At 45.8% G+C, this 22,142-nt stretch carries 16 protein-coding genes and 1 riboswitch; of the genes, 9 read left to right on the forward strand and 7 right to left on the reverse strand.

All coding sequences use genetic code 11. The features are described from left to right. The first annotated feature begins 91 nt into the window (after positions 1–91). From MU515_RS02320 to MU515_RS02330, 3 genes are all read left to right on the forward strand, one after another. A complete protein-coding gene (locus MU515_RS02320; RefSeq protein ID WP_260258764.1) occupies positions 92–1,783 on the forward strand; it encodes a type I secretion system permease/ATPase in 1,692 nt (563 codons plus the stop codon). Beyond that, positions 1,776–3,122: an HlyD family type I secretion periplasmic adaptor subunit gene (locus MU515_RS02325; protein WP_260258765.1), complete on the forward strand. Its 1,347-nt coding sequence runs from the start codon at positions 1,776–1,778 to the stop codon at positions 3,120–3,122. Before MU515_RS02320 ends, MU515_RS02325 begins: the two co-directional genes overlap by 8 nt. 63 nt (positions 3,123–3,185) lie before the next feature. Beyond that, a riboswitch (cyclic di-GMP riboswitch) is annotated at positions 3,186–3,267 on the forward strand. A gap of 32 nt (positions 3,268–3,299) precedes the next feature. Next, positions 3,300–6,137 carry a calcium-binding protein gene (locus MU515_RS02330; RefSeq protein ID WP_279256026.1) on the forward strand — a complete coding sequence of 946 codons (2,838 nt, stop codon included), beginning with the start codon at positions 3,300–3,302 and terminating at the stop codon, positions 6,135–6,137. A 76-nt stretch (positions 6,138–6,213) separates the two neighbouring features. On the opposite strand, the gene fabV is transcribed toward MU515_RS02330, so the two are convergent. From fabV to MU515_RS02360, 6 genes are all read right to left on the reverse strand, one after another. Next, positions 6,214–7,416: an enoyl-ACP reductase FabV gene (fabV, locus tag MU515_RS02335; RefSeq protein ID WP_260258766.1), complete on the reverse strand. Its 1,203-nt coding sequence runs from the start codon at positions 7,414–7,416 to the stop codon at positions 6,214–6,216. A 195-nt stretch (positions 7,417–7,611) separates the two neighbouring features. Further along, positions 7,612–9,918, reverse strand: coding sequence for an acyl-CoA dehydrogenase (locus tag MU515_RS02340; RefSeq protein WP_260258767.1), 2,307 nt, complete (start codon positions 9,916–9,918; stop codon positions 7,612–7,614). A 63-nt stretch (positions 9,919–9,981) separates the two neighbouring features. Next, positions 9,982–10,617, reverse strand: a complete 636-nt coding sequence (gene psrA, locus MU515_RS02345; RefSeq protein WP_432816126.1) for a TetR family transcriptional repressor PsrA — start codon at positions 10,615–10,617, stop codon at positions 9,982–9,984. Between the two features lie 464 nt (positions 10,618–11,081). Beyond that, positions 11,082–11,474, reverse strand: coding sequence for a GtrA family protein (locus tag MU515_RS02350; RefSeq protein ID WP_260258769.1), 393 nt, complete (start codon positions 11,472–11,474; stop codon positions 11,082–11,084). Further along, positions 11,471–12,868, reverse strand: coding sequence for an ArnT family glycosyltransferase (locus MU515_RS02355; RefSeq protein ID WP_260258770.1), 1,398 nt, complete (start codon positions 12,866–12,868; stop codon positions 11,471–11,473). Before MU515_RS02355 ends, MU515_RS02350 begins: the two co-directional genes overlap by 4 nt. Next, positions 12,865–13,869: a glycosyltransferase family 2 protein gene (locus tag MU515_RS02360; protein WP_260258771.1), complete on the reverse strand. Its 1,005-nt coding sequence runs from the start codon at positions 13,867–13,869 to the stop codon at positions 12,865–12,867. Before MU515_RS02360 ends, MU515_RS02355 begins: the two co-directional genes overlap by 4 nt. A gap of 196 nt (positions 13,870–14,065) precedes the next feature. Between MU515_RS02360 and MU515_RS02365 the strand changes: the two genes are divergently transcribed. From MU515_RS02365 to MU515_RS02380, 4 genes are all read left to right on the forward strand, one after another. Further along, positions 14,066–14,740 (forward strand): response regulator transcription factor, encoded by a 675-nt coding sequence (locus MU515_RS02365; protein ID WP_260258772.1) that lies wholly within the window; start codon positions 14,066–14,068, stop codon positions 14,738–14,740. Between the two features lie 3 nt (positions 14,741–14,743). Continuing rightward, on the forward strand, positions 14,744–16,000 hold the full coding sequence (locus MU515_RS02370) for a sensor histidine kinase (protein ID WP_260258773.1): 1,257 nt from the start codon (positions 14,744–14,746) through the stop codon (positions 15,998–16,000). 67 nt (positions 16,001–16,067) lie between these two features. Further along, entirely contained in the window at positions 16,068–16,964 is an 897-nt protein-coding gene (locus MU515_RS02375) for a 1-aminocyclopropane-1-carboxylate deaminase/D-cysteine desulfhydrase (RefSeq protein ID WP_260258774.1), read from the forward strand. Beyond that, a complete protein-coding gene (locus tag MU515_RS02380; protein WP_260258775.1) occupies positions 16,964–17,221 on the forward strand; it encodes a DUF1496 domain-containing protein in 258 nt (85 codons plus the stop codon). The genes MU515_RS02375 and MU515_RS02380 overlap by 1 nt, the downstream gene beginning before the upstream one ends. A 15-nt stretch (positions 17,222–17,236) precedes the next feature. Here MU515_RS02380 and MU515_RS02385 read toward each other — a convergent pair whose 3' ends face one another. Then, positions 17,237–18,685 carry an NAD-dependent succinate-semialdehyde dehydrogenase gene (locus MU515_RS02385; RefSeq protein WP_260258776.1) on the reverse strand — a complete coding sequence of 483 codons (1,449 nt, stop codon included), beginning with the start codon at positions 18,683–18,685 and terminating at the stop codon, positions 17,237–17,239. A 107-nt stretch (positions 18,686–18,792) separates the two neighbouring features. Here MU515_RS02385 and MU515_RS02390 point away from each other — a divergent pair, with 107 nt between their 5' ends. Together MU515_RS02390 and MU515_RS02395 are read left to right on the forward strand one after the other, a co-directional pair. Beyond that, complete coding sequence (locus tag MU515_RS02390) at positions 18,793–19,761, forward strand: cytochrome-c peroxidase (RefSeq protein WP_260258777.1); 969 nt, start codon at positions 18,793–18,795, stop codon at positions 19,759–19,761. After that, complete coding sequence (locus tag MU515_RS02395) at positions 19,754–22,126, forward strand: ATP-binding protein (RefSeq protein ID WP_260258778.1); 2,373 nt, start codon at positions 19,754–19,756, stop codon at positions 22,124–22,126. The genes MU515_RS02390 and MU515_RS02395 overlap by 8 nt, the downstream gene beginning before the upstream one ends. Positions 22,127–22,142 lie beyond the last annotated feature (16 nt).

Consider the following 22,142-nt stretch of genomic DNA (forward strand, 5'->3'; position numbering starts at 1 on the left):
CACATCTAGAATTTAAAATTTAGCTCTATCGCCTAGTCGCTGATGACAATGTTAGGATTGCGTCAATTTTATAAATACAGCCCTAATACCTATGAATAATGCGCAGTTAAATTGGCCTGAGCTCTCTCCTTTTCGCCGTGAAATTATCTTAGTTCTACTTGGCTTAGGGCTATTTTTAAACTTATTGATCCTAGCCATTCCTATATATAGTTTACAAGTTTTCGATCGCGTTTTAACGAGCCGAAGTTTAGACACACTACTATTGATAAGCTTAATCGTACTATTCCTGTTAACGATTCAAGCCATACTTGAAGTATTAAAAAATAAATACTTACAACACAACGCAATAAAGCTCGATGCCTTAGCGAGTTCAACACTATTCACCTTGATGGCTTCTCATCCTCAAGGTAATAAAACGAATTTGCATGACATAAAAGAGCTAAAAACCTTTTTACAATCTCCCGCGTTCACGGTGATGTTCGACATTATCTGGATCCCGCTGTTTTTAGTCGTCATGTTTATTCTTCACCCTATAGTGGGAAGTGTCGGACTAATAGCAGTGTTAGCCGTAAGTGGTTTCTCCACTTTCTCCCACTACAGCAAGAAACAGCAATTTACCGATTCTCAAACCGCAAGCTATGCTGCGCTTCAAGCTCAAAATGAAGCCTTGTCTCAACAAAATAACATTCAAACCCAGCATTTATCACAAGGCTTAACCGCGCAATATCAGCACTTAACTGCCGAACGTATTTGGCACGAGAGCCAACTAAACCAGCGGGCAAACTTACTTAGCTCAAGTGCCAAATATCTCCGCTTTGTATTGCAAATGCTGATTATGGCCACTGGCGCAATTTTGGTTATTAACAATAGTATGTCTGCCGGTGGCATCATTGCTGGCTCAATTTTGATGTCTCGTGCGCTGCAACCTCTCGAACAACTGGCCAGCGCCCTACCTGCTTGGCAAAGTTCATTTCAGGCCAACCAACGCATTACCGCTTTCTTCAATGAGAAGTTACACCAAGAGTCAACCACTCAATTTAGTGATGTAAAAGGCCGCCTGCATATTGATGGCGTATCTTGGAGCGCCGAAAAGCAGCAAAGGCCCTATTTAAATAACATACGCCTTAGATTAGAACCGGGAAACCGAGTACTCATCTCTGGCCCTAGTGGTAGCGGCAAAAGCCTACTGTGTCAGCTATTGGTAGGATCAATTACTCCCTCTCATGGCCGAGTAAACATTGATGGAGCCTCGCTACCGCAATGGTCATCCGCGCAACTGCAGCACGTTGTCGGCTATGTCCCGCAACATATTCAGTTTGTCACTGGCACCATAAAACAAAACATCGCCCATTTTTGCCCTGATATTGATGACCAACAAGTCATTTCCGCTGCGAATCAAATCGCGATTCATCAAGAGATTCTCAAACTACCTAAAGGGTATAACACCATTATTGGTGACAAGGTTGGTGACAAGGGTTACCCAATCCCTACCGGACTCATGCAAGGTATCGCCATTGCTCGCGCGCTGTACTTTAAACCCAAACTGCTTGTGCTTGATGAAGCGAACGCCCACCTAGATAGCCACAAATTAGCCGCTTTTGCCCGCTTACTTGATGAGCTGGCCACGCAGAAATGCGGCGTCGTACTCGTGAGCCATGACCAAAGCCTTGCAAAGCATACCGATTGGTTGGTTGAGCTCAATAATGGCGAAATCACTTCAGCACAACCGGTAGCAAAAGACAGCAAAGTGCAACCACTGAAAAAGGCCGCTTCAAATGGATAATCACTACCACACCATTACTGGAAAGGGGATTGAGTATAGCGATCAACGTCGTGTTGAGTTCGACGCAGTGCGCTACACAAAACAGGCGAGCATCGCACTAATTGCCATGTTTGTGTTGTTCTTTATTTGGGCCAGTTTTGCCAAGTTAAGCAGTGCGGCCATTGCCCCTGGCATCATCATCGTTGAATCTAAACGAAAGCCTGTACAGCACTTTGAAGGCGGCATCGTAAAGCAGATCCATGTCTCCGACGGGCAGAGAGTGTCACAAGGTGAATTGCTCATCACTCTCGATGCATCAAGAGCCGAGGCTCAATTATTTGGCCTAAGAGCACAATGGCAAAGCGATCTCGCGCGGCTCAACCGTTTGCAAGCTGAGCTAAACAGCCTCAACGAAATTCAGTTCGATCAGAGGCTACTCGCAAGGCAAAACGATGCTCATATCAGCTCGGTTTTAAACACACAAACACAGCTGTTTGAAAAACGCCGCTCGCTACGCAAAGGGGAAGATAAAATTCTTGCTGAGAAGGTAGCTCAAGCGACTATCGACTTACAAGGATTACAACAACGCTATCAAGCAGACCAGCAAAGTATCACTTACCTCAGTGAGCAATTGACCATGCATGAAAAATTGCTCGAAACAGGCAACACCTCCAAGTCTAAACTGCTCGACCTTAAACGCGAATACACTGATCTTAATGGCAGTTTAGCTGAGCTAAAAGCCAAGATTAGCCGAGCGCAACGAGCAGTTTCAGAAGCGAAATTACTCGATACCAATGCAGACTATGACTACGCAAAGCAGTTAGGCGAAGAAATTCAACAGCTAGAAAAATCGATTAATGAAACCCATGAAGCAATGGCTAACGCTGAGCAAATATTAAAACGCGTCGAGATCCGAGCCCCTCAAGCCGGCATCGTAGTCGGCCTCACGGTGTTCGCTTCACAATCTGTCGTGCGCGCTGGCGACATCATTATGGAGATCGTCCCACAAGAAGATTTGCTGGTAGTAGAAGCCTTGCTCAAGCCCGAAGACATTGATGTGGTTTATCAGGGGCTCGCCACAGAGGTTCGCCTCTCTGCCTACAACTTTCGGCGCACTCCTCCTGTGAGAGGAGTATTAACTCATATTTCGGCCGACCGCATCACCGACCCAGAAACGGGTTCATCGGCCTATCTCGCTACCATTGAATTAAATCAACAAGATCTCGACCAGCTTAATGACGTACAGCTGTACCCCGGCATGCCAGCAGAGGTGATGATCTTACTAAACCAACAAACTCCGCTCGATTATCTGCTCAGCCCTTTATCTGTTAGTGCTTATAAGGCGATGCGTGAAATGTAATTTAGGGCAATACCATTGATACCCTGCCCTTTGCTGTAACAAAGGGTATCCCACTTAGATAATAAAGAGAAAAGCCAAACTTACCGCGAGGTAAGGACGGAAAGCTGCAGGTCTCGCAAATGACAGAGATGGCTGAGCCGCCTCAGGTTAATCATTAAATTGATTGAGGAACTTTTCATGACGTTAAACAAGAATGAATCTAACACCCATGCAAGCCGCGTCGATATGGTGGATATCGCGGAGGACGTTGCGACACAATCGACTGACGCTGATATGACAATCGCAGGCACAGACGGTCACGATGTTATCCCAACCTTTGATGGCGACGATAAAATTGCCAGCGGCAAAGGCGATGATGTTGTTATCTCTGGCGGTGGTGATGACATCATTATTGCAGGTAACGGCAATGATGTGGTCATCGGAGAAAGTGGCAACGATGTACTGATTGGCGACCAGTTTACAGGCTATCAATATAATGCGGTCAGTGGCGAGTACGAGCTCGATTTCTCTCAAGCGATCACCGCCGATCTAACTCAAGCTAAAGTTTACAGCCCAGATGGTAGTGAAGCTCAGTTATTTGAGAAGCATGGAAAGTTTGGTGTGCTTGGCAATGACGAAAGCGGCAGAGGCGGCCAAATCGGTTACAGCTTTGAAGACGATGGCGAAAATGGTGACCGCAACGGCGCTTCTGAAGTGCTATCTATTGCCGTAGACGAACACAGTTACGGCGCAAAGGTGGAACTCAGCCGCCTATTCAAAGACGAAGGTAAGTCGGATGGTTCTAAAGTCCGCGATATCGATGAAGTCGCTGTTTGGACTGTACTGCGCGAAGGTGTCGTGGTTGCACAAGGCTACGTGACCGCAGGAGAGTGGGATCAAGCCACATTGGATGCCTACGGTTTAAGTACTGACAGCGACAATCTAAAAGTACTCGATAACGGTAATGGTCGTCACAGTGGTGAATTCCAAATCACTCCTGAAGATGTTGGCTTTGTCACCTTTGATGAAATCCAATTTTCAGCCGCTATTGGCCATTACGATAAAAACGGTTACGGCTATCTAGATTCAAGCGATTTTATGGTCGGAGACGTTCAAACAGTGCAACTAGAGCCTGAACTGAACAACAATTCAGATTACCTCGCTGGTGGTCAAGATGATGATGTACTAATTGGTGGCCACGGTGACGATGTACTGATTGGCGATGATGTCTATGATTTTTATAATGCACCAAGTATTGATCTTACTGATGCTCGCGCCGTTGACCCTAATGGGAACTCCGGCAACGTTACCGAACAAAATGGCAAAGTTGGCGTAGAAGGCAATGGAGAATCCGGTAACCCTGACCAACTGGGCTACAGCTACGATCCAAATACACGCGAAGGTGAGTCGGAGAAGCTGGTTTACAACCTCTCTGAAGATGCTGCGGCAGCGCAAGTTCGAGTCGATCGCTTATTTGCCGATGAAGCGAGTAACGGAACCAATGAAATGGGCGTATGGACAGTGCTGAATGATGGCATCGTCGTCGCAAGCGGCTATTTTACAGCGGCGGAAATTGATAGCCAATCATTGGATGCTTACGATGCAGAACTGATCAACAACTTCAAAGTGCTTGATGGCGGCGACAACAAATCAGGTACATTCGAGATTACTCAGCAAGACACTAATGGCCAACCTTTTGATCAAATTATATTAAGTGCAGCCGAGGGCGTGTTCGATAAAGAAGGTAATAAGCTAGACTCTAGTGACTACTTCGTTGAAGAGATCAAAGTTATCAATCAAAGTGACCTTGATGGTAAGGTCGAAGGCAACGATTGGCTAGATGGCGGTGCAGGCGATGACTGGCTAGACGGAGGCCTTGGCCAAGATGTGCTGTTTGGTGGTACTGGTAATGACGTTCTTATCGGTGATCGTCAAGATGCAACAATGACAGCAGCATCAGAAGAAAACTTAAGCAATGCGATAGCGATTAACCCAGACGGCTCTATCGATAAAGCATCCAATCAAGATGGTGTGTATGGCGTTGATGGTAACCCTGAAAGTGGTATTCCCCAGCAAATCGGCTTTAGCTTTATTGACAGTGGTAACGCTGGCGACAAGCAAGGTGAGTCTGAAGTACTGTGTATCAACGTAAACCAAGACACCGTCGCAGCAGAGATCGCCGTAGATCGCCTGTTTGCCGACGAAGCGTTTGATGGTACCAATGAAGTTGGCGTTTGGACTGTCTATGACGATGGAGTTGAAGTTGCGACGGGATATTTCACCGTAGGTGAAGCCGACCCTGCAACACTCGCCACGTATGGTATCGACCCACAAGCAGATAACGTAAAAGTGTTGCACGAGAGTGATGGTAAATGCTGCGGTAGCTTTATTATCGACCCTACCGATACCAACAATGCAAACTTTGATGAAATTCAACTCTCTGCTGCAAACGGCACATTCGACAAATCAGGCTTTGGCGTAGACATTGATGCGAGCGACTATTTCGTCAATGATGTAAAAACCTACCAAAAAGACGATTTGTTGATTGGCGGCGAAGGTGATGATTACCTGATTGGCGGTCAAGGTTTAGATGTTGTCGATGCGGGTAAAGGCGATGACGTTATCTTCGATAACGGCAATGATTTTGTGAATGGCGGTGAAGGCTTTGATGTCGTTACTGCTGAAACCTCGGTTCACAGTGTCGACTTTGAAATCAGTGATACCTCAAGATTACAAGGCGTAGAAGCCGTAGTCGGGTCTAACCAAAATGATTCGCTGACCTTGGACTTAGACGTAGTTGCCAACTCAGGCCAAGCTTTCTATGCTTCCAGCATCGAAGAGGTCAACATCATCAATTCAGATTACTATATCGAAAATGCTGAAATCGTTGATGTTAGCTCCCTAGATAGCACAGTGCACAGATTCTTAGATAGTGACGGCTCAGTGTTTCATTACACTTTTGCCAACGGCGACGAGACAGTATCACTTTACAGTGACGTTGAATGGGCAGACCTTGATGCTGAATTCGGCGTATAACCTCTGAAAACAAGCTCTGTATAAACAAAAACCGGTGCTTAGCACCGGTTTTCTTATTTGTGTAATCCAATCTGGATTAAATAGCGATGAAGTCAGATTCCGCCGCTGGGTTAACGTCAGCTTCGTAATCAACGCCTTCAACACCAAAGCCGAATAGCTTCAAGAACTCTTCTTTGTACTCAACGTAGTCAGTCAGTTCTTTTAGGTTGTCAGATGTGATTTGCGGCCATAGGTCACGACAGTGTTGCTGAATATCGTCACGCAGTTCCCAATCATCTAGACGTAGGCGGTTTTGCTCATCCACCTCTGCTGCGCTGCCATCTTCTTTGTATAGACGCTGGCTGAACATGCGGAAGATCTGTTCCATACAACCTTCGTGTACACCTTCTTCACGCATCTTCTTAAATACCATCGCAATGTATAGCGGCATTACCGGAATTGCGGAACTTGCTTGTGTCACGACTGATTTCAGTACCGCTACGTTTGCTGTACCGCCAGTTGCACCAAGTTTCTCGTTTAGCGCTGTAGATGCACGGTCTAGGTCCATCTTCGCTTTACCTAGCGCACCATCCCAGTAGATAGGCCAAGTTAGCTCAGTACCGATGTAGCTGTAAGCCACTGTCTTACAACCTTCAGAAAGCACGCCTGCGTCAGACAGAGCATTAATCCAAAGTTCCCAGTCTTCACCACCCATTACAGTAACGGTATCTTTGATTTCTTCTTCAGTTGCAGGCTCTACGCTTGCTTCAATGATAACGTCTTTGTTGGTATCAACCGCTGTCGATGTGTATGTTTCACCGATTGGTTTTAGAGATGAACGAATTAGCTCACCTGTTTCTGGCATTTTACGTACTGGAGAAGCCAGTGAGTAAACCACCATATCTACCTGACCTAAGTCTTCTTTGATCAAGTCGATTGTTTTCTGTTTGGCTTCGTTTGAGAACGCGTCGCCATTTAGGCTTTTCGCGTATAGACCTTCTTCACGAGCCAGTTTTTCAAATGCTACTGAGTTGTAGAAACCCGCAGTGCCTGGTTTCTTCTCTGTGCCTTCTTTTTCAAAGAAAACACCAATAGTTGAAGCGCCGCCACCAAATGCCGCAGCGATACGAGAAGATAAGCCGTAGCCACTAGATGCACCGATAACAAGTACACGCTTTGGTGCGTTTGCGATAGGGCCTTGTGCTTTAGTGTAAGCAATTTGTTCTTTTACGTTTGCTTCACAACCCACTGGGTGCGTTGTAGTACAGATAAATCCACGAATTCTAGGTTTGATGATCATATTCAACTTCCTTAACAAAACCCCGCTAGGATAAAAGTTTCAACGCCAAATCGCATCTTATTTCTGTCAAAACCACCAATAATTCGAAGTGGTTGGAGCTGTTTAACTCATTTTCGGATAGAAAAAAGGCACCCTTTCGGATGCCTTCATGCCAATTTATTAAATAGTAATCCTATTGGATTTAGCTAGTTTCCTCTAGGCTACGCTGTTAAGTGGTGGCTTCTGCTCATTTGCTTTGTTATTGCCCAAATCTGAATGAGTACGAACCTCACTCATATCATGACTAAAGTGGTCAACTTGAATCGCTTTATAGCGAAGCTTATCTGCAGCTAATACCTGCTCCATCTCTTGCGCTGTAATCACTTCGCTATCAAGTGCCTGCTGCAAGCGCTCCATTAAAGCACCTTTGCGAGCCACTTTACCCTCTTTAGCGGCTTTAAACATTTTGCGTTCTATCGGCTTCACGCTATACATTGCGATGAATGCTTGTTCCATCAACCCTACGCTATCGTCCTCATCACTGCCGATGTAACACAAGTTGGTTAGACGGTCTCGCGCGGCTCCCGGCGTCATTAAGCTTTCAGCGAGTTTTACTGTCAGGTCATCGCTCGGTTTAGCGAAATGGTTACCAAGTGGGAAGTTAATCGCGCTAAGAATGCGTCCAACACTCTTTTGCGGATAGTTCTTATATGCCTGTTTTAATGACTTAGCGCCTTGGTATAAACAGTGCTGAACGGCGTAATGTACGTAATCAAGATCTTGCTGCTGCCTGCCATCATCTTCGTATTTTTTCAGCGCTGCTGAGGCCATGTATAAGTAAGCCAATACATCACCTAAACGCGCAGAGATCATTTCTTTACGCTTTAGGTCACCGCCAAGGGTTAGCATGGCCACATCCGCGCTTACTGCCAATGCTTTACTCAAACGCGTCATTTGTTGGTAATAAGTTTTGGTTGGGCCGCTCATAGAAGCAGAGATAAATTTAGAGCCCGTCAGCGCAGCCGTTAGCGAACCAAAGGTATTACCCGCAGCATGACCGATATGTTTAAACAACAGATCATCAAACTGCTTAGCCGCTTGCTTGTCGTCCGGGTTTGCCGCTGCTTCCATCTCTTTAAGTACATAAGGGTGACAACGGGTAGCACCTTGGCCAAATATCATCAGATTACGGGTTAAGATATTCGCCCCTTCAACCGTAATCGCAACGGGGATACCCAAGTAATGGGTTGCAAGATAGTTCATCGGGCCATCTTGAATTGCGCGACCAGAATGAATATCCATTGAATCATTAAGAATGGTGCGCGCCATTTCCGTCATATGGTATTTGGCAATCGCAGTAACAATGCCCGGCTTCTCTTTAAGATCGAGCGACGTCGTGGTGAGAGTTCGGGTTGCTTCGAGTAGATAAGTTAAACCACCTATCCGGCCAAGCGCTTCGGCGACACCTTCAAACTTACCAATCGACATCCCAAACTGCTTACGCACATAGGCATATGCTCCTGTGGTACGCGCGGTTAGATGGCCGATTGCGGTGCCTAGCGCAGGCAATGAAATACCGCGACCCGCTGATAAACATTCCACCAGCATGCGCCAACCTTTACCCGCATATTCTTGACCACCAATTAGCCACGCCATCGGGATAAACACGTCGTTACCACGAGTTGGACCATTCATAAACGCAAGGCCAAGTGGGTCATGTCGTTCGCCAATCTCAACACCCTGATGATCGGCCGGAATCAGCGCACATGTTATGCCTAGCTCTTTTTCACCGCCCAACAAGCCTTGCGGGTCATTCAATTTAAATGCTAAACCAAGCACCGTTGCAACAGGTGCCAGCGTGATGTAGCGTTTATTCCAACTTAAACGAATACCTAATACTTGCTCGCCATTGTAATCGCCATAACAAACCTCACCTTGATCCGGAATACCACCCGCATCCGAACCCGCTTCTGGCCCTGTTAATGCAAAACAAGGGATATCGGTACCATCGGCTAAACGTGGCAACCAATACTCTTTCTGTTCTTGCGTACCATAGTGGCTTAATAACTCACCCGGGCCTAAAGAGTTTGGCACCATCACAGTGACCGCAGCACTGATACTGCGGGTCGCGATACGTGTAACAATCGTCGAGTTAGCCAACGCTGAAAACTCTCGACCGCCAAACTTTTTAGAGATGATTAGCGAGAAGAAACGTTCTTTACGCAAGAAATCCCAAACCTCAGGCGGCAGATCACGATCGTGTTTTACGATCTGATGATCATCGAGCATTGCTAGCAGAGTTTCTAACTCGTTATCCATAAAGGATTGTTCTTCTGCACTTAATGTCGGCTTTGGGTATTGATGCAGAGTTTGAAAGTTCGGTTTACCGGAGAACAGCTCACCATCCCACCATACACTGCCAGCTTCCATCGCTTCTTTTTCTGTCGCAGAAAGCGGCGGCAATACCTGTTTAAACAGTTTAAACGCAGGATCACTTATCCATTTTTGTCTCAGAGAGCTCATAACCATTTCCTTTTGTTCACGTTCGCCATCTTCGCTGTGGCTTTGTTTTATTTGCAATGAGTTTTAATCTGCACTGACACCCGCCGCTAAAAAGGGAATCAACCTATCTAATAAGGCTTGGGCATCGACGGTTTGCTGGTAATCATTACTGGCGATTTCCGCCAGAGCTTGGCTTGAGGCCATAGTGAATACACAAGTACCGAGAGTGAAATGGAGCCGCCAAAATAGCGCCTCACGAGATAAATTTGGATTAGCCTTCATCACTGACTGAGTAAACAGTTCTAGAGTGTCGGTATAGCGAGTGGTGATAAACCAACGCAAATGGCCTTGCACGTCTGTATAACCGCGGCCAATTAAAGACATAAATTGATTGGCGCCATTGGGGCGTAAGTTATCCAGCGACATTAAAGGAACACGCAAGGCTTCGAAAACCTGATTCATGGTGAAGTGTTGATTAAGGTTGAGCGTAATCAAACCATCAGCGACAGCAGGCATAAACGCCTCTAAATATCGGTTCAACACTGCCCTAACGAGAGTTTTCTTATCACCAAAATGGTAATTGACCGCCGCAAGGTTGACGCCAGCTTTACTGGTTATCGTCCTCAAAGAGGTGTCATTAAAGCCATGCTCTGCAAACAAAGCTTCAGCGACATCTAGGATTTTCTCTTTTGTAGCATTGCGGGTTGCCATTTCAATCACTCGTATTAAACACCTGTTTGAAATATACAACCACCCAACAAACTTAACAACCAATTAACATCACATTTTTATCAACTGGTCTGACCTTTTCGGAGCCAGTGGTGAGTAAGAAATTGAAAGAAAAAGAAATTAAAAAAAATTAATTTTTTATTGAACTGTTTTGAATTTGCCCAGTCTGAATAAGTGTAGATAGCAGAGCATTCATTGTTTCGCTGGCCGCCAAACAGGTTTATTACTGAATCTACTTCCTACTTATTTATTTACGCTGCTTTTTCAAATTAACTCCTAATCTTGTATACGCCCAGAACCTTTTTGTTCTGGGCTTTTTTTATCTGTTTTCACGGTCAGCGAAGAGAAAAGTTTGAGTACAAGAATGTATAGAAACGAAAAACAAGGGCCAGCACAGCGATAACACTGTACTGGCCGTTTGCAAAGATGCGCTAACTTGAGAAAAGTAAGATACGTTATTTCTGTGCGGAGAACACCCAGCGCGAGCTAAGGAAGTAATTACTCAGCATACCCGCTAATATACCCATCACTAAGGCGCTATAAACCACCAACTGCGCGTGACCAAAGCTCCAAACGATCGTCTGAAAGACGATTAAGTTAGGCACAGCGGATAGGCTCGCGCCGCACATGAACTTCACCCACTGCTCTAGTGGCTTGCCTTTATCCGACTTAGAAAAAGTAAAGGTTCGGTTACCTAGCCAAGTCACGCTCGCCGCGCAAATAAACGCGATAATCCGTGCGGGCATAATCGGCAATTGCAGCCAATAAAACATCAGTGAGAAAACCAAGGCGTCAGCACCAAAGCCAACACCTCCAACAAGCGCGAACTTGATGATGCGCGGCGTCATTGACCACACCGATATAAATGACGCTTGCTGGCTCCAGTGTATTCCACCACACAATTGAGCTCGTTTTCCGCAATCACATCTTGCACCATGTCAGATTCACCGATTAACTGGAAATGCTCTAAGTTCGCCAACAAAACACTATCGTCTAGTCGCTTCGCTTGCCCAAAGCTATAGAACTGCCCTGAAAACGGACGATGTCCCACATAGTAAGTAGCAAGCTCGGTTGATGCGGTTTCAAAGATCACCTTGTCACTTTTTTTATCGCCTTTCACTAGCTGGATGAAGACCACCGCGATAACCAGCAATACTGGAGCAATACTCGCGACACCTTTAAACCACACTTGGTCTCGCTTCGCATCAGAGAGCAATATACTGATTAAAAGACCTAACGCGGGTACGCCCGGCAAAATATACGCGGGTAAAATGTTGCCCGAAAAGGTAAACATGATCAGCGGAGAAACAAGCCAGCAAACCAAAAAGCTCACAATACCGTTACTGGTTTGAATCGTTGTACCCAGTGCTTTGCGTTTACGCCACATTAAAACCGGCAATACAAATGACCAAGGTGCGGCCGCATAGAAGAAAAACAGCCAGATGGTTCCACGCACCTCATCATGCGCTGAGCCATATAAATCCCCTTCCCAACCACTCACGAGAAAACGTTTAAAGTGTTCACCCACAATGAAGTAATCAAGAAAACCCGGCGTCGCTTGCTCTGCAAGAATGTACCAAGGCACTGCGATGGCTAACATTCCTAGCGTACCGGTTACAATTGGAAAACGCTGCCAAAGCACTTTGAATGCAGCAATAAAGCCATGCTGCATGATGAGCCATGGCAATACCGCAATGCCCATGATGACTATGATAAGAGGCCCTTTTGCTAGTAGACCAAGCGCTAAACCAAAGAAGCCGACATAGCCCCATCTGCGCTCGCCCTGCCAACAAAAGTAAAAACCCACCATCGCGATAGTCATGGCTAAGGTCAATGCCATATCTGTCATTACCGCACCAGCAGCGATAGCAAAAATGCCACTGGTCGCCAAAACTACGCTGGTCAATAATCCGCTAAAACCGACTTTACGAGAGAAGTAAGCCATCAATGCAATCACAATCACGCCAGCCAGCCAATGCGGCGCTCGCACCGCAAACTCGTTGACGCCGAAGCATTCAATCCCTACTGCACTCATCCAAGTAAACAGTGGTGGCTTACCCCAAAATGGCACGCCGTAATCAAACTGAGGTGTGAGCCAATTACCAGTATCCACCATCAAACGCGCCATCTCGCCATAGCGAGCTTCTGTGGTATCCATTAATGGATAAGCACCTAAAGAAATCAGGCGTATCAATAAGGCTGTAGCTAAAATCACCCACAAATGGACTTTATTAAAACTCACGCGCTTTTCTCCACAGATTTAAATTTCGGCATTGCTGGCTGTTCATTAACAGATTGAACAAGGTAAAGAGGTCTTCGTTTGGTCTCGATGAAAATACGCCCAATATATTCACCCAATAAACCAATACTCAGTAGCTGAACGCCACCTAGAGCCAGTTGCACCACCATTAATGATGGGTAGCCAGTCACAGGCTCACCAATTAGCAAGGTTTTTAGAACAACCACTAAGCCATAGAAGAAGGTACCGCCCGCGATCAGTGCGCCAAGCACAGTCGCTAGACGTAAAGGACGAATTGAAAACGAAGTAATACCATCCATCGCTAGGCCAAGTAATTTGAAGTAGTTCCACTTGGTTTCACCGCAGTAACGGGCATCTCGCTCAAACTGCACTGTGGTTTGTTTAAAACCAGGCCAAGCGAAAATCCCTTTCATGTAGCGGTTGCGCTCTGGCAAGCGATTAATATGATCGACCACTTCGCGGCTTAGTAGACGAAAATCGCCGACATTTTCAGGTATGTCAGATTTAACCAAACTGTTGAGCAAACGGTAAAACATGGCAGCAGAACGCTTCTTAAACCATGTTTCACCATTACGGTGTTTGCGCTGCATGTTGACCACATCAAAGCCCTCGCGCCATTTGTCTAACATCTCGGGAATTAGCTCTGGTGGATCTTGAAGATCTGCATCAATCAGAATGACTGCAAGGCCATTGCTGTATTCGAGTCCTGCGCTCATCGCTGATTCTTTGCCAAAGTTCCGGCTAAGCGAAATGCTGCGAACTAGGCTGGTGGTGGACTTAAAAGTTTCAACCACTTGTAGGCTGTCATCGCTGCTTCCATCATCGACGTAAATAATTTCACAATGATCCTCGATGCCATCGAGTACCTTGGTTAATCGAGCGTGCAACTCCGGCAATACATCTGACTCATTAAAATACGGTACGATGACGGACAAGGTGACGGCTGACTCAAAGTGCTTGGGAACAGGATTAATAAACTTCATAGTCACTACTCTGCTACTTAACGGGACTAAGTCCTTTTAAAGACATCTTATAAAGGACGCTATATGATTAAGATACAAGAGCACGTGTGAAAACTCTGTTGTTCACATTTTTTCTACGCTTAGTTTGTTGCTATTATCGCTACTACTCAGCGTAAAAAAGTACGTAGACTGCTTATATAAATCAAAGAGGTAGCAGATGAACAAAGTATTATTAGTAGAAGATAACCGTGAAGTCGCAGGAATTCTATTTGACTACTTTGAAAGCCTAGGAATGGAGCTAGATTACGCTGACAACGGCGAACTAGGCCTACAATTGGCGCTAGAAGGCAATTTTGATCTGATATTACTCGATCTCATGCTACCTCGAATGGATGGCCTAACCGTTTGCAATAAACTGCGTGAAAGCGGCAACTCAACGCCAGTGTTAATGCTTACTGCGCTCGATAACCGTGAAGACATGCTAAGTGGTTTTGATCACGGCGCGGATGACTATCTCACTAAGCCATTTGATCTAGAGATTTTAGAAGCGCGCATGACCGCTTTAATCAAACGCTACCGTGGCCAAATTGCCTCTAGCACTCTGGAAATCGGTCCAATCAAGATTGACCAAAAAACTCGTCAAGTGTTTCGTGAGGGCCGCTTGTTAGCGCTCAACCCAACCACTTACACCATCCTTGAGATGCTTTGTATCAAAGCGCCCGAACTGGTCACCAGACAAGAAATCGCCGAGAAACTCTGGCAAGAGAAAGAGCCAAACAATGACGTGCTGCGTAGCCATATTTACCAGTTACGTAACCAACTCGATAAACCTTTTGCTAAGCCCTTATTAATGACCGTACCCAAATTCGGATTTCGCTTGGAGATAGACTAACTTATGCGTGTGCTTCGCAGCTCGAAATCGCTTACTGGCCGATTAGCCATCTTCTTTATCGGCCTTTCCTGTACAGTAGGCGTGGTGACCTTTATGGTTTTCCTCATGGCCCTGCAATGGTCAGAAGATCGAGTTGGCGAGCGCCGTATTTTGCTCGATAGAGATATTGCTGCTGAGCGCTTTATTGCTGGTGAAAATGGCAAGATACGCATTGATATGTTAACCAATGCCTACAATGACCTATCCCTTATTCCCAAAGAATATCGTGATTATCTGCAAGACAAAGAGTCTTATCTTGGCGAAGTGGGCTTTTGGTACAACGAAGACTCATTAATGGTTTACAAAGGGCAGTACGCACACAATGGCGAAATGCACGATCTTGTCCTGCTCTCTTTAATGGACCAAGTGGAGCTGACGCAAAAAGAGATCATTTATTCTGGCGTTATTGTCATTAGCTTTGTCTCGTTATTGATGTTCGCATTTGGCACCCTACTCTACCGCCTATCAAGCCAACTTATCGAGCCACTCAATGGCATCGCGCTGCAACTAGAAAACCAAACTGGTGACAGCACCGCTGAATTTACTATCTCCCCAGAAGCCTCTGTTGAGTTTCAGACTTTAACGGCAAAACTCAATCAGTATCGCACCGAGTTAAACCACGCGCTAAAACGCGAGCAAGCATTTGCGCGCTACGCCAGCCATGAACTACGCACACCATTAACCGTGGTAAAAGGTGCAACAAAACTAATAGAACGTACAGAAACAAAAGCTTTTAACATACGCCAAATAGGCCGTATTAGTAACGCAACAGAGCAAATGATCACCATGGTTGACGCGCTGCTCAGTATCGTGCGATATGAGCGCAACGTAGAAGACGCGCCACTACGCCAAGTGTCAGAGCAAGAACTCTCAACCATCGTTAATGACAACAGCCTACAGGCGACGGACAAACAGCTACAGGTGGATTTAGAGGTTCAAAGCTTGCCACAAGTGCGCGCGACAGAGCCAGTGATGCACATGATTTTGGGTAACTTGATTCGTAACGGTGTTGCTGCCACCTCAAGCGGCGCAATCACAATCACCATCAGCGCAGATCAAATGCAAATCATTGATGACGGCCCCGGTCTGGACTCTATACCCAACAAAAATGGCCATGGTTTGGGCTTACTTATCGTCGATGATTTATGTCGCCGTTACGAATGGCAGTTTTCACTCAGCAATCACCCTACGCGCGGCTGCATCGCCACCATCCATTTCTAAATTCTAACATTCAAGATTACTCACAGGTGGAGTAGAATACCCCCATCACATTCCACCTCTGTTAATCATGAAGCTCGCAGACACGCCTATTACTCAACATCATTTCGCTGGGATTAATTTCTACCTCAAACGCGACGATAAGTTACATAGTCACTTTACCGGTAACAAAGCGCGGAAATTAATGAGCTTGTTAGATGATGATTTCCCTGCGGTTCGCACACTGATTGGTTATGGTAGCCCGCAAGCAAACTCCTTGTATTCACTCGCGGCCTTAGCCGCAATCAAAGGCTGGGAACTAGAGTTTTACGTTGACCGAATTCCACAGTGGTTGAAATGCTCTCCAATGGGTAACTATCGCGGCGCATTAGAGCTTGGTGCGAATCTCATTGAAACATCACCCCACCACTACCACCCAGCGGACTACATTAACCAAGTGCGCCAACCCGACGAGACATGCTTGGCTGTACCAGAAGGTGGAAGAAGCCAAATCGCGGAGGTAGGCGTAAAAGCACTGGCTAACGAAATTCTAAGCTGGGCTCGTTTTGAAAGTGATAAACAGTTTGTGGTGGCCCTTCCCTCAGGCACAGGGACGACTGCACTTTATCTGCATAAACACCTAGCGCCACATGGCATTCAAGTGCTTACCTGCGCTTGTGTTGGGGGCAATGAGTATTTAACTAAGCAATTTTTAGAGTTAGGGGAAAGCCAACATCCTGAACTCTTGTCACTGAATCGAAAGCACCATTTCGGCAAACTGTACCAAGCGGATTATCACACTTGGCACGCACTCCTTGAACAAACCAGCGTCGAGTTCGATTTACTGTACGATCCTTTAATGTGGCAATGTTTGCAGCAATGGCAGCCAAACAATCAAGACAAAACCATCCTCTACGTGCACCAAGGTGGCATACTTGGCAACGAGAGTATGTTGCCAAGATACCAACGCAAATATGGAGACATCTAATGCATAAAATCTATAGCCTTATCGCACTTTGTCTTTTTTCACTGCCAAGCCAAAGCGCAGAAAAGGTATTAAGGCCACCCGTAAAACCGGTAGTGGTGGTTGATGGCGCGGCCTCATCTCATCGATTATGTTATTACCAAGACGAAGCGTACTCACTTGGCGCGGTCATTAAAGTCGATGACTACTTGCTGCGCTGCCAAGAAGAAAACGACTTCGAAACCAACGGCGCTGTAATCTGGGCCGCGCTTAAAAAGTAACAGCGGATATTTAGCCTAAAGTACATTACCACCAAGCAACACATATTTGGTTTCGAGGTACTCTTCGACCCCTTGTTCTGCCCCTTCGCGGCCAAGGCCCGATTGCTTCACGCCGCCAAATGGCGCACTGGCTGATGATAATAAGCCTTGATTTAGCCCAACCATGCCTGCCTCTAAACGGTTTGCTAACCGCAGGCAACGGCCAATGTCTTGGCTATAAGCATAAGCAGCAAGGCCAGACTCTGTGGCATTAGCGCGCTCGATCACCTCTTGTTCGGTATCAAATCGATACAAAGGCACCATAGGGCCAAAGGTTTCTTGCTGGCTACACAACCACTCATCATTAGCATTAATTAATACCATTGGCGTCAGTAGATTAGTTTCACCGCTAGGAATTGAACCACTTAGTAGTTCGCCTCCTTTTTGCAGTGCATCCTCCACCTGTTGCTTAACCTTGATGGCCGCCTCTAGATGAATCAACGGTGCAATATCAAGACTATCTAAGCCATTTCCTATCTTTAGCGCTTCAACTCTCGCCACCAGCGCAGCGGCAAAACGATGGTAAATGCCGCTTTGTACAAAGATACGATTCGCTGCGACGCAAGTTTGTCCACTATTACGGAACTTCGCGATCATCAAACCATCAAGGGCTTGTTCAATGTCTGCATCATCAAACACGATGAAGGGCGCGTTGCCACCTAGCTCTAATGACAAGCGCTTTACGGTATTGGCGCTCTGCACCATCAATAACTTGCCTACATGAGTAGAACCCGTAAACGACAATTTGGTGACTTGCTCACTAATGCACAACTGCTGCCCTATGCTGGCCGCGTCGCCGCACACGACTTGCAGCAATCCCTTTGGAAAACCAGCGCGCTGAGCCAACTCAGCTAGCGCTAGAGCAGTAAATGGCGTATCGGGTGACGGTTTAACTATAACGCTACAACCAGCGGCAATGGCAGGCGCGCATTTGCGCGTCATCATTGCTGCTGGGAAGTTCCATGGTGTGATTGCCGCAACGACACCAACTGGCTGCTTTTCTATCAATATTTTAGAGTTTGGCAAATGACTAGGGACGATCTCGCCATTAATTCGAGTTGCTTGCTCAGCATACCAAGCGACAAAAGAAGCGGCATACGCCACCTCACCTTGCGCTTCCTTTAATGGTTTGCCTTGTTCAAGGGTAATGATACGCGCCAGATCGTTACTGTTTTCTAGAATCAGTTGATGCCATCGTTGCAGCATTTTACTTCGTTCTGCCGCTAAACATCCCCGCCATGATTCAAATGCGATTTGTGCGCTCGCTATCGCACGTTCAATGTCGGCGGAATCTAAATTCGGCACTTGACCTAAAACACTCGAATCATAAGGGTTGTATACAGTATGACCACTCGGTTTGCCTAGCCATTGACCATCAATTAAACATTGCTGTTTAAACAAACTAGAATCATTGAGTTTTTGCATGAGTGATACCTTTACATTAAGCAAGCTTGAGTGATTGGCGAGGATTGAATTCGCACAATATGCAACTAATATTATATTTATAAATCCACAATATAATTAAGAATATAATGATTCAACGCATCGTTGGCCTGTGCATTTTAATGCTGTATAGCACGGCAGCTCAGCCTCAATCGACGAACGAAGATTCCATCTTAGATTATGGATTGGTTATGCCCGTGCCTAACGATGTAGAGTTCAATCGTGAGATAGCGAAACTGGGTTGGGTATTGTTCAAAGATCCCAACCTATCCTCGAATCAAGCAATCAGTTGTGAGAGTTGCCATGATCTTAGCAGCAATGGCGCCGAGCCTACAGCGGTATCTACCGGTGTCAATGGTCGTGGCATTCGCAACTCAATTACCGTATTTAATACCAGTTTAAATTATCGTTTTTTCTGGGATGGCAGAGCCAACTCTTTAGAAGAGCAGATAAATGGCCCGCTGACCAATCCGGTCGAAATGGATTCCAACTGGGGTGATGTAACTCGTTATCTCAAGCAATCTACCCGCTATCGCGCACTCTTTAAATCCATCCCCAACTTCGACATCAATCAAGACAACGTCGCGTTTGCGTTGGCTGAGTTTATGCGAGCGCTGCAAACCCCTGGTTCTCCTTTTGACCAATACCTTAACGGCAATCAATACGCCATATCCGATCAAGTAAAACGAGGTTGGGAAACCTTCCAAACCGTCGGCTGCGTGCAATGTCATCAAGGTACTAACGTTGGCGGTAATATGATCCAAAAATTTGGCTATTTCACACCACAACTGGAAACCGAAGATACTGGTCGACACTTAGTGACCAATGATGGCTTAGACAAATTCTATTTTCGTGTGGCTAGCTTACGTAATGTCGCTAACACACCACCTTATTTTCATGACGGCCGAACAGAAAACCTGACTGATGCCATTCGAATCATGGCTCAAGGACAACTCGGTATTACCATGGATGACAATACCGTAAGTGATATAGAAGCGTTTTTAAATGCACTTTCAGCGCCCAGACCGCTAATTTTACAGGAGTTCGAAAATGAATAGGTCTTTGCCCATCACTGCTTTTCTTATCACTCTGATTGTAGCCACGCTCGCGCTCTCAGCGCAGAGTTACTATTCCAGTCGATTGCTTGAAAACTATCAGGCGCAAGCCAATAAAATCAGCCATGACCTACTTAATCACCGAGATGATATTCTCAACTACGATAGCCATGATTCACGCCAGCATTTCAAACTTACGCAAAAAATCGTTGAGCTTGAAAAACGCTCACTCAAACTAAAAAACGAAGCCTCTAAAGCCCATTGGTTTGAGCTTGGCCATAACCATGAAAACACGCTCTCAACGCTGACCAATTACCACCAGCAACTTAAGCAGATCACCTCAAAGTTAGATCTACTCGTGGGCATTCAAGTTGCCAAAAAATACGCAGAAATTTCACTCAATTCTCTATTTAATAAAGCGCTACAAAACATTCCTAACGATCAAAACATCAATTGGCAGTTTGTCTCATTCATGCAAGCGAATCAGCTAAGTGACCATGTAAAACACCCGCAAATCAGCCAATTTTCTCAACAGCTTCAAACCATAGAAAACCGCCGAAAAAGCCTCAGCCAAACGGTATTAGACGAGCAGCACAAAGCATTCATTGAACAAACAGGCAATCAACTACGTCAACTAAGCCAAAACTCCCTCAGCCTAACTTGGTTATTTGCCTCAACGGCCATGATGCTTTGCTTGGGCTTATTTATGTATCTGGGCTACCGACGCTATCGACTGCTCAATCAACTCAACCAAGAGTTAGAGCAAGCGTCAGAAAAAGCACTTAATGCAGCCAAGGCTAAATCACAGTTTTTAGCCACCATGAGCCATGAACTTCGCACACCAATGAACGGCGTGCTTGGGCTAGCGCAAATCATCGCAACCGATACCAAAGAAGCGACCACCAAACAAAACACCCATATTATTTTGGAGTCAGGCCAACACCTATTAACAGTGATTAACGACATTTTGGATTTTTCCAAAATTGAAGAGAACAAACTGACTCTAGAAAATGGCATTTTCTATCTCAACCAAGTGATTGCTCCTGTAATGAGTGCGATACAACCATTAGCAGAAGAAAAGCACATCAAATTTGAGTTAAACCAACAAATTGAACCCAATCGATTTTTCAAAGGCGATAGAGCAAGACTGCGCCAAATCTTGTTTAACCTAGCAGGCAATGCGGTGAAGTTTACCCACCAAGGTGGTGTCACCATCACGGCCACACTCACACCAGAGCCAAATAGCCAATTACAGTTGGCAATCTCAGATACCGGAATCGGCATTCCAGAAGACAAGCACGGCGCAATATTTAAATCCTTTGAACAAGCAGATACCTCAACAACCCGTGAGTTTGGTGGCAGTGGCTTGGGCCTTGCGATTGTTGAGCGCTTAACTCATCTGATGAGCGGTGAAATTACCTTATCCAGCGAAATCAACCTAGGCAGTACCTTTACGGTTCGCTTACCGCTCGAAACAGGCCTCAGTCAACAAGTGATTCAAGATGAACAAACACACTTCGCGCCAAGCCAAGATAGGCCACTTAAAATCCTGCTTGCTGAAGATAACCGCGTAAATGCCATCGTGGCGAAAGGGTTCTGCGCTAAATTGGGCCATAGTGTTGAGATCGCCGAGAACGGCTTAATCGCCACTCAGTTAGCCAAAACTAACCAATACGATCTCATCTTAATGGATAATCACATGCCAGAAATGAATGGCGTGGAAGCCACCCGCTTTATTCGTCAGCAACTCAATATCAATACATTGATATTCGCTTATACCGCCGACGTGTTTAGAGAAGCGCATGATGATTTCATTCAAGCCGGAGCAGACCACGTACTGACCAAACCGCTGCAACATGAGAGTTTTTGTGACGCGCTGATTAGCTTCGCCCATCGAATTCAGGCTCAAAAAAGTGCTGAGCCCACTCAGGTTGAGCAAACCAATGTCATTACCCTGCAAAGAGCGCCGGCCTCAGCGCTACCACTAACAGAAGAAGAACTCACCAACAGTGAAATACTCAGCGAGATTAAGCAAGACGTTGAGACTTACCGCAGCATTGTTGACACACTAATCGCCGATTTTGAGCTGGCGATCGATCAGCTCATTGAGGCATATTCTGAGCAAGATGCAGAACAATTACACAAAACATTACACTGCGTGAAAGGCATCGCACTCAACTTGCAACTCGATAACCTAGCTCAGCAAACTCAAACTATTGAGCAAGCAGTTCTATCTGGCGATATTCCAGACATTGAGTCATTCCAAAAGCTCATAAACCGCCTTTCGGTGAATATTCATCAAAGCAATAGAATCATCGAGCGGCTCAACTCAAGCGAAAACGTCGTGGCCATAACACCAAATAGTTAAGCTCACGATGATTAAA

The organism is Vibrio intestinalis (genome assembly GCF_025195085.2).
In the GTDB taxonomy this organism is placed as follows: Bacteria; Pseudomonadota; Gammaproteobacteria; order Enterobacterales; family Vibrionaceae; genus Vibrio; species Vibrio intestinalis.

What these genes read in the sequence shown, in the direction of transcription:
- MU515_RS02390 (WP_260258777.1), top strand. Translation starts at nt 18,793, where the DNA reads ATGATTCAACGCATCGTTGGCCTGTGCATTTTAATGCTGTATAGCACG.
- MU515_RS02375 (WP_260258774.1), top strand. Translation starts at nt 16,068, where the DNA reads ATGAAGCTCGCAGACACGCCTATTACTCAACATCATTTCGCTGGGATT.
- MU515_RS02350 (WP_260258769.1), bottom strand. Translation starts at nt 11,474, where the DNA reads ATGACGCCGCGCATCATCAAGTTCGCGCTTGTTGGAGGTGTTGGCTTT.
- MU515_RS02340 (WP_260258767.1), bottom strand. Translation starts at nt 9,918, where the DNA reads ATGAGCTCTCTGAGACAAAAATGGATAAGTGATCCTGCGTTTAAACTG.
- MU515_RS02330 (WP_279256026.1), top strand. Translation starts at nt 3,300, where the DNA reads ATGACGTTAAACAAGAATGAATCTAACACCCATGCAAGCCGCGTCGAT.
- MU515_RS02385 (WP_260258776.1), bottom strand. Translation starts at nt 18,685, where the DNA reads ATGCAAAAACTCAATGATTCTAGTTTGTTTAAACAGCAATGTTTAATT.
- fabV (WP_260258766.1), bottom strand. Translation starts at nt 7,416, where the DNA reads ATGATCATCAAACCTAGAATTCGTGGATTTATCTGTACTACAACGCAC.
- MU515_RS02380 (WP_260258775.1), top strand. Translation starts at nt 16,964, where the DNA reads ATGCATAAAATCTATAGCCTTATCGCACTTTGTCTTTTTTCACTGCCA.
- MU515_RS02395 (WP_260258778.1), top strand. Translation starts at nt 19,754, where the DNA reads ATGAATAGGTCTTTGCCCATCACTGCTTTTCTTATCACTCTGATTGTA.
- MU515_RS02365 (WP_260258772.1), top strand. Translation starts at nt 14,066, where the DNA reads ATGAACAAAGTATTATTAGTAGAAGATAACCGTGAAGTCGCAGGAATT.
- MU515_RS02370 (WP_260258773.1), top strand. Translation starts at nt 14,744, where the DNA reads ATGCGTGTGCTTCGCAGCTCGAAATCGCTTACTGGCCGATTAGCCATC.
- MU515_RS02360 (WP_260258771.1), bottom strand. Translation starts at nt 13,869, where the DNA reads ATGAAGTTTATTAATCCTGTTCCCAAGCACTTTGAGTCAGCCGTCACC.
- MU515_RS02320 (WP_260258764.1), top strand. Translation starts at nt 92, where the DNA reads ATGAATAATGCGCAGTTAAATTGGCCTGAGCTCTCTCCTTTTCGCCGT.
- MU515_RS02325 (WP_260258765.1), top strand. Translation starts at nt 1,776, where the DNA reads ATGGATAATCACTACCACACCATTACTGGAAAGGGGATTGAGTATAGC.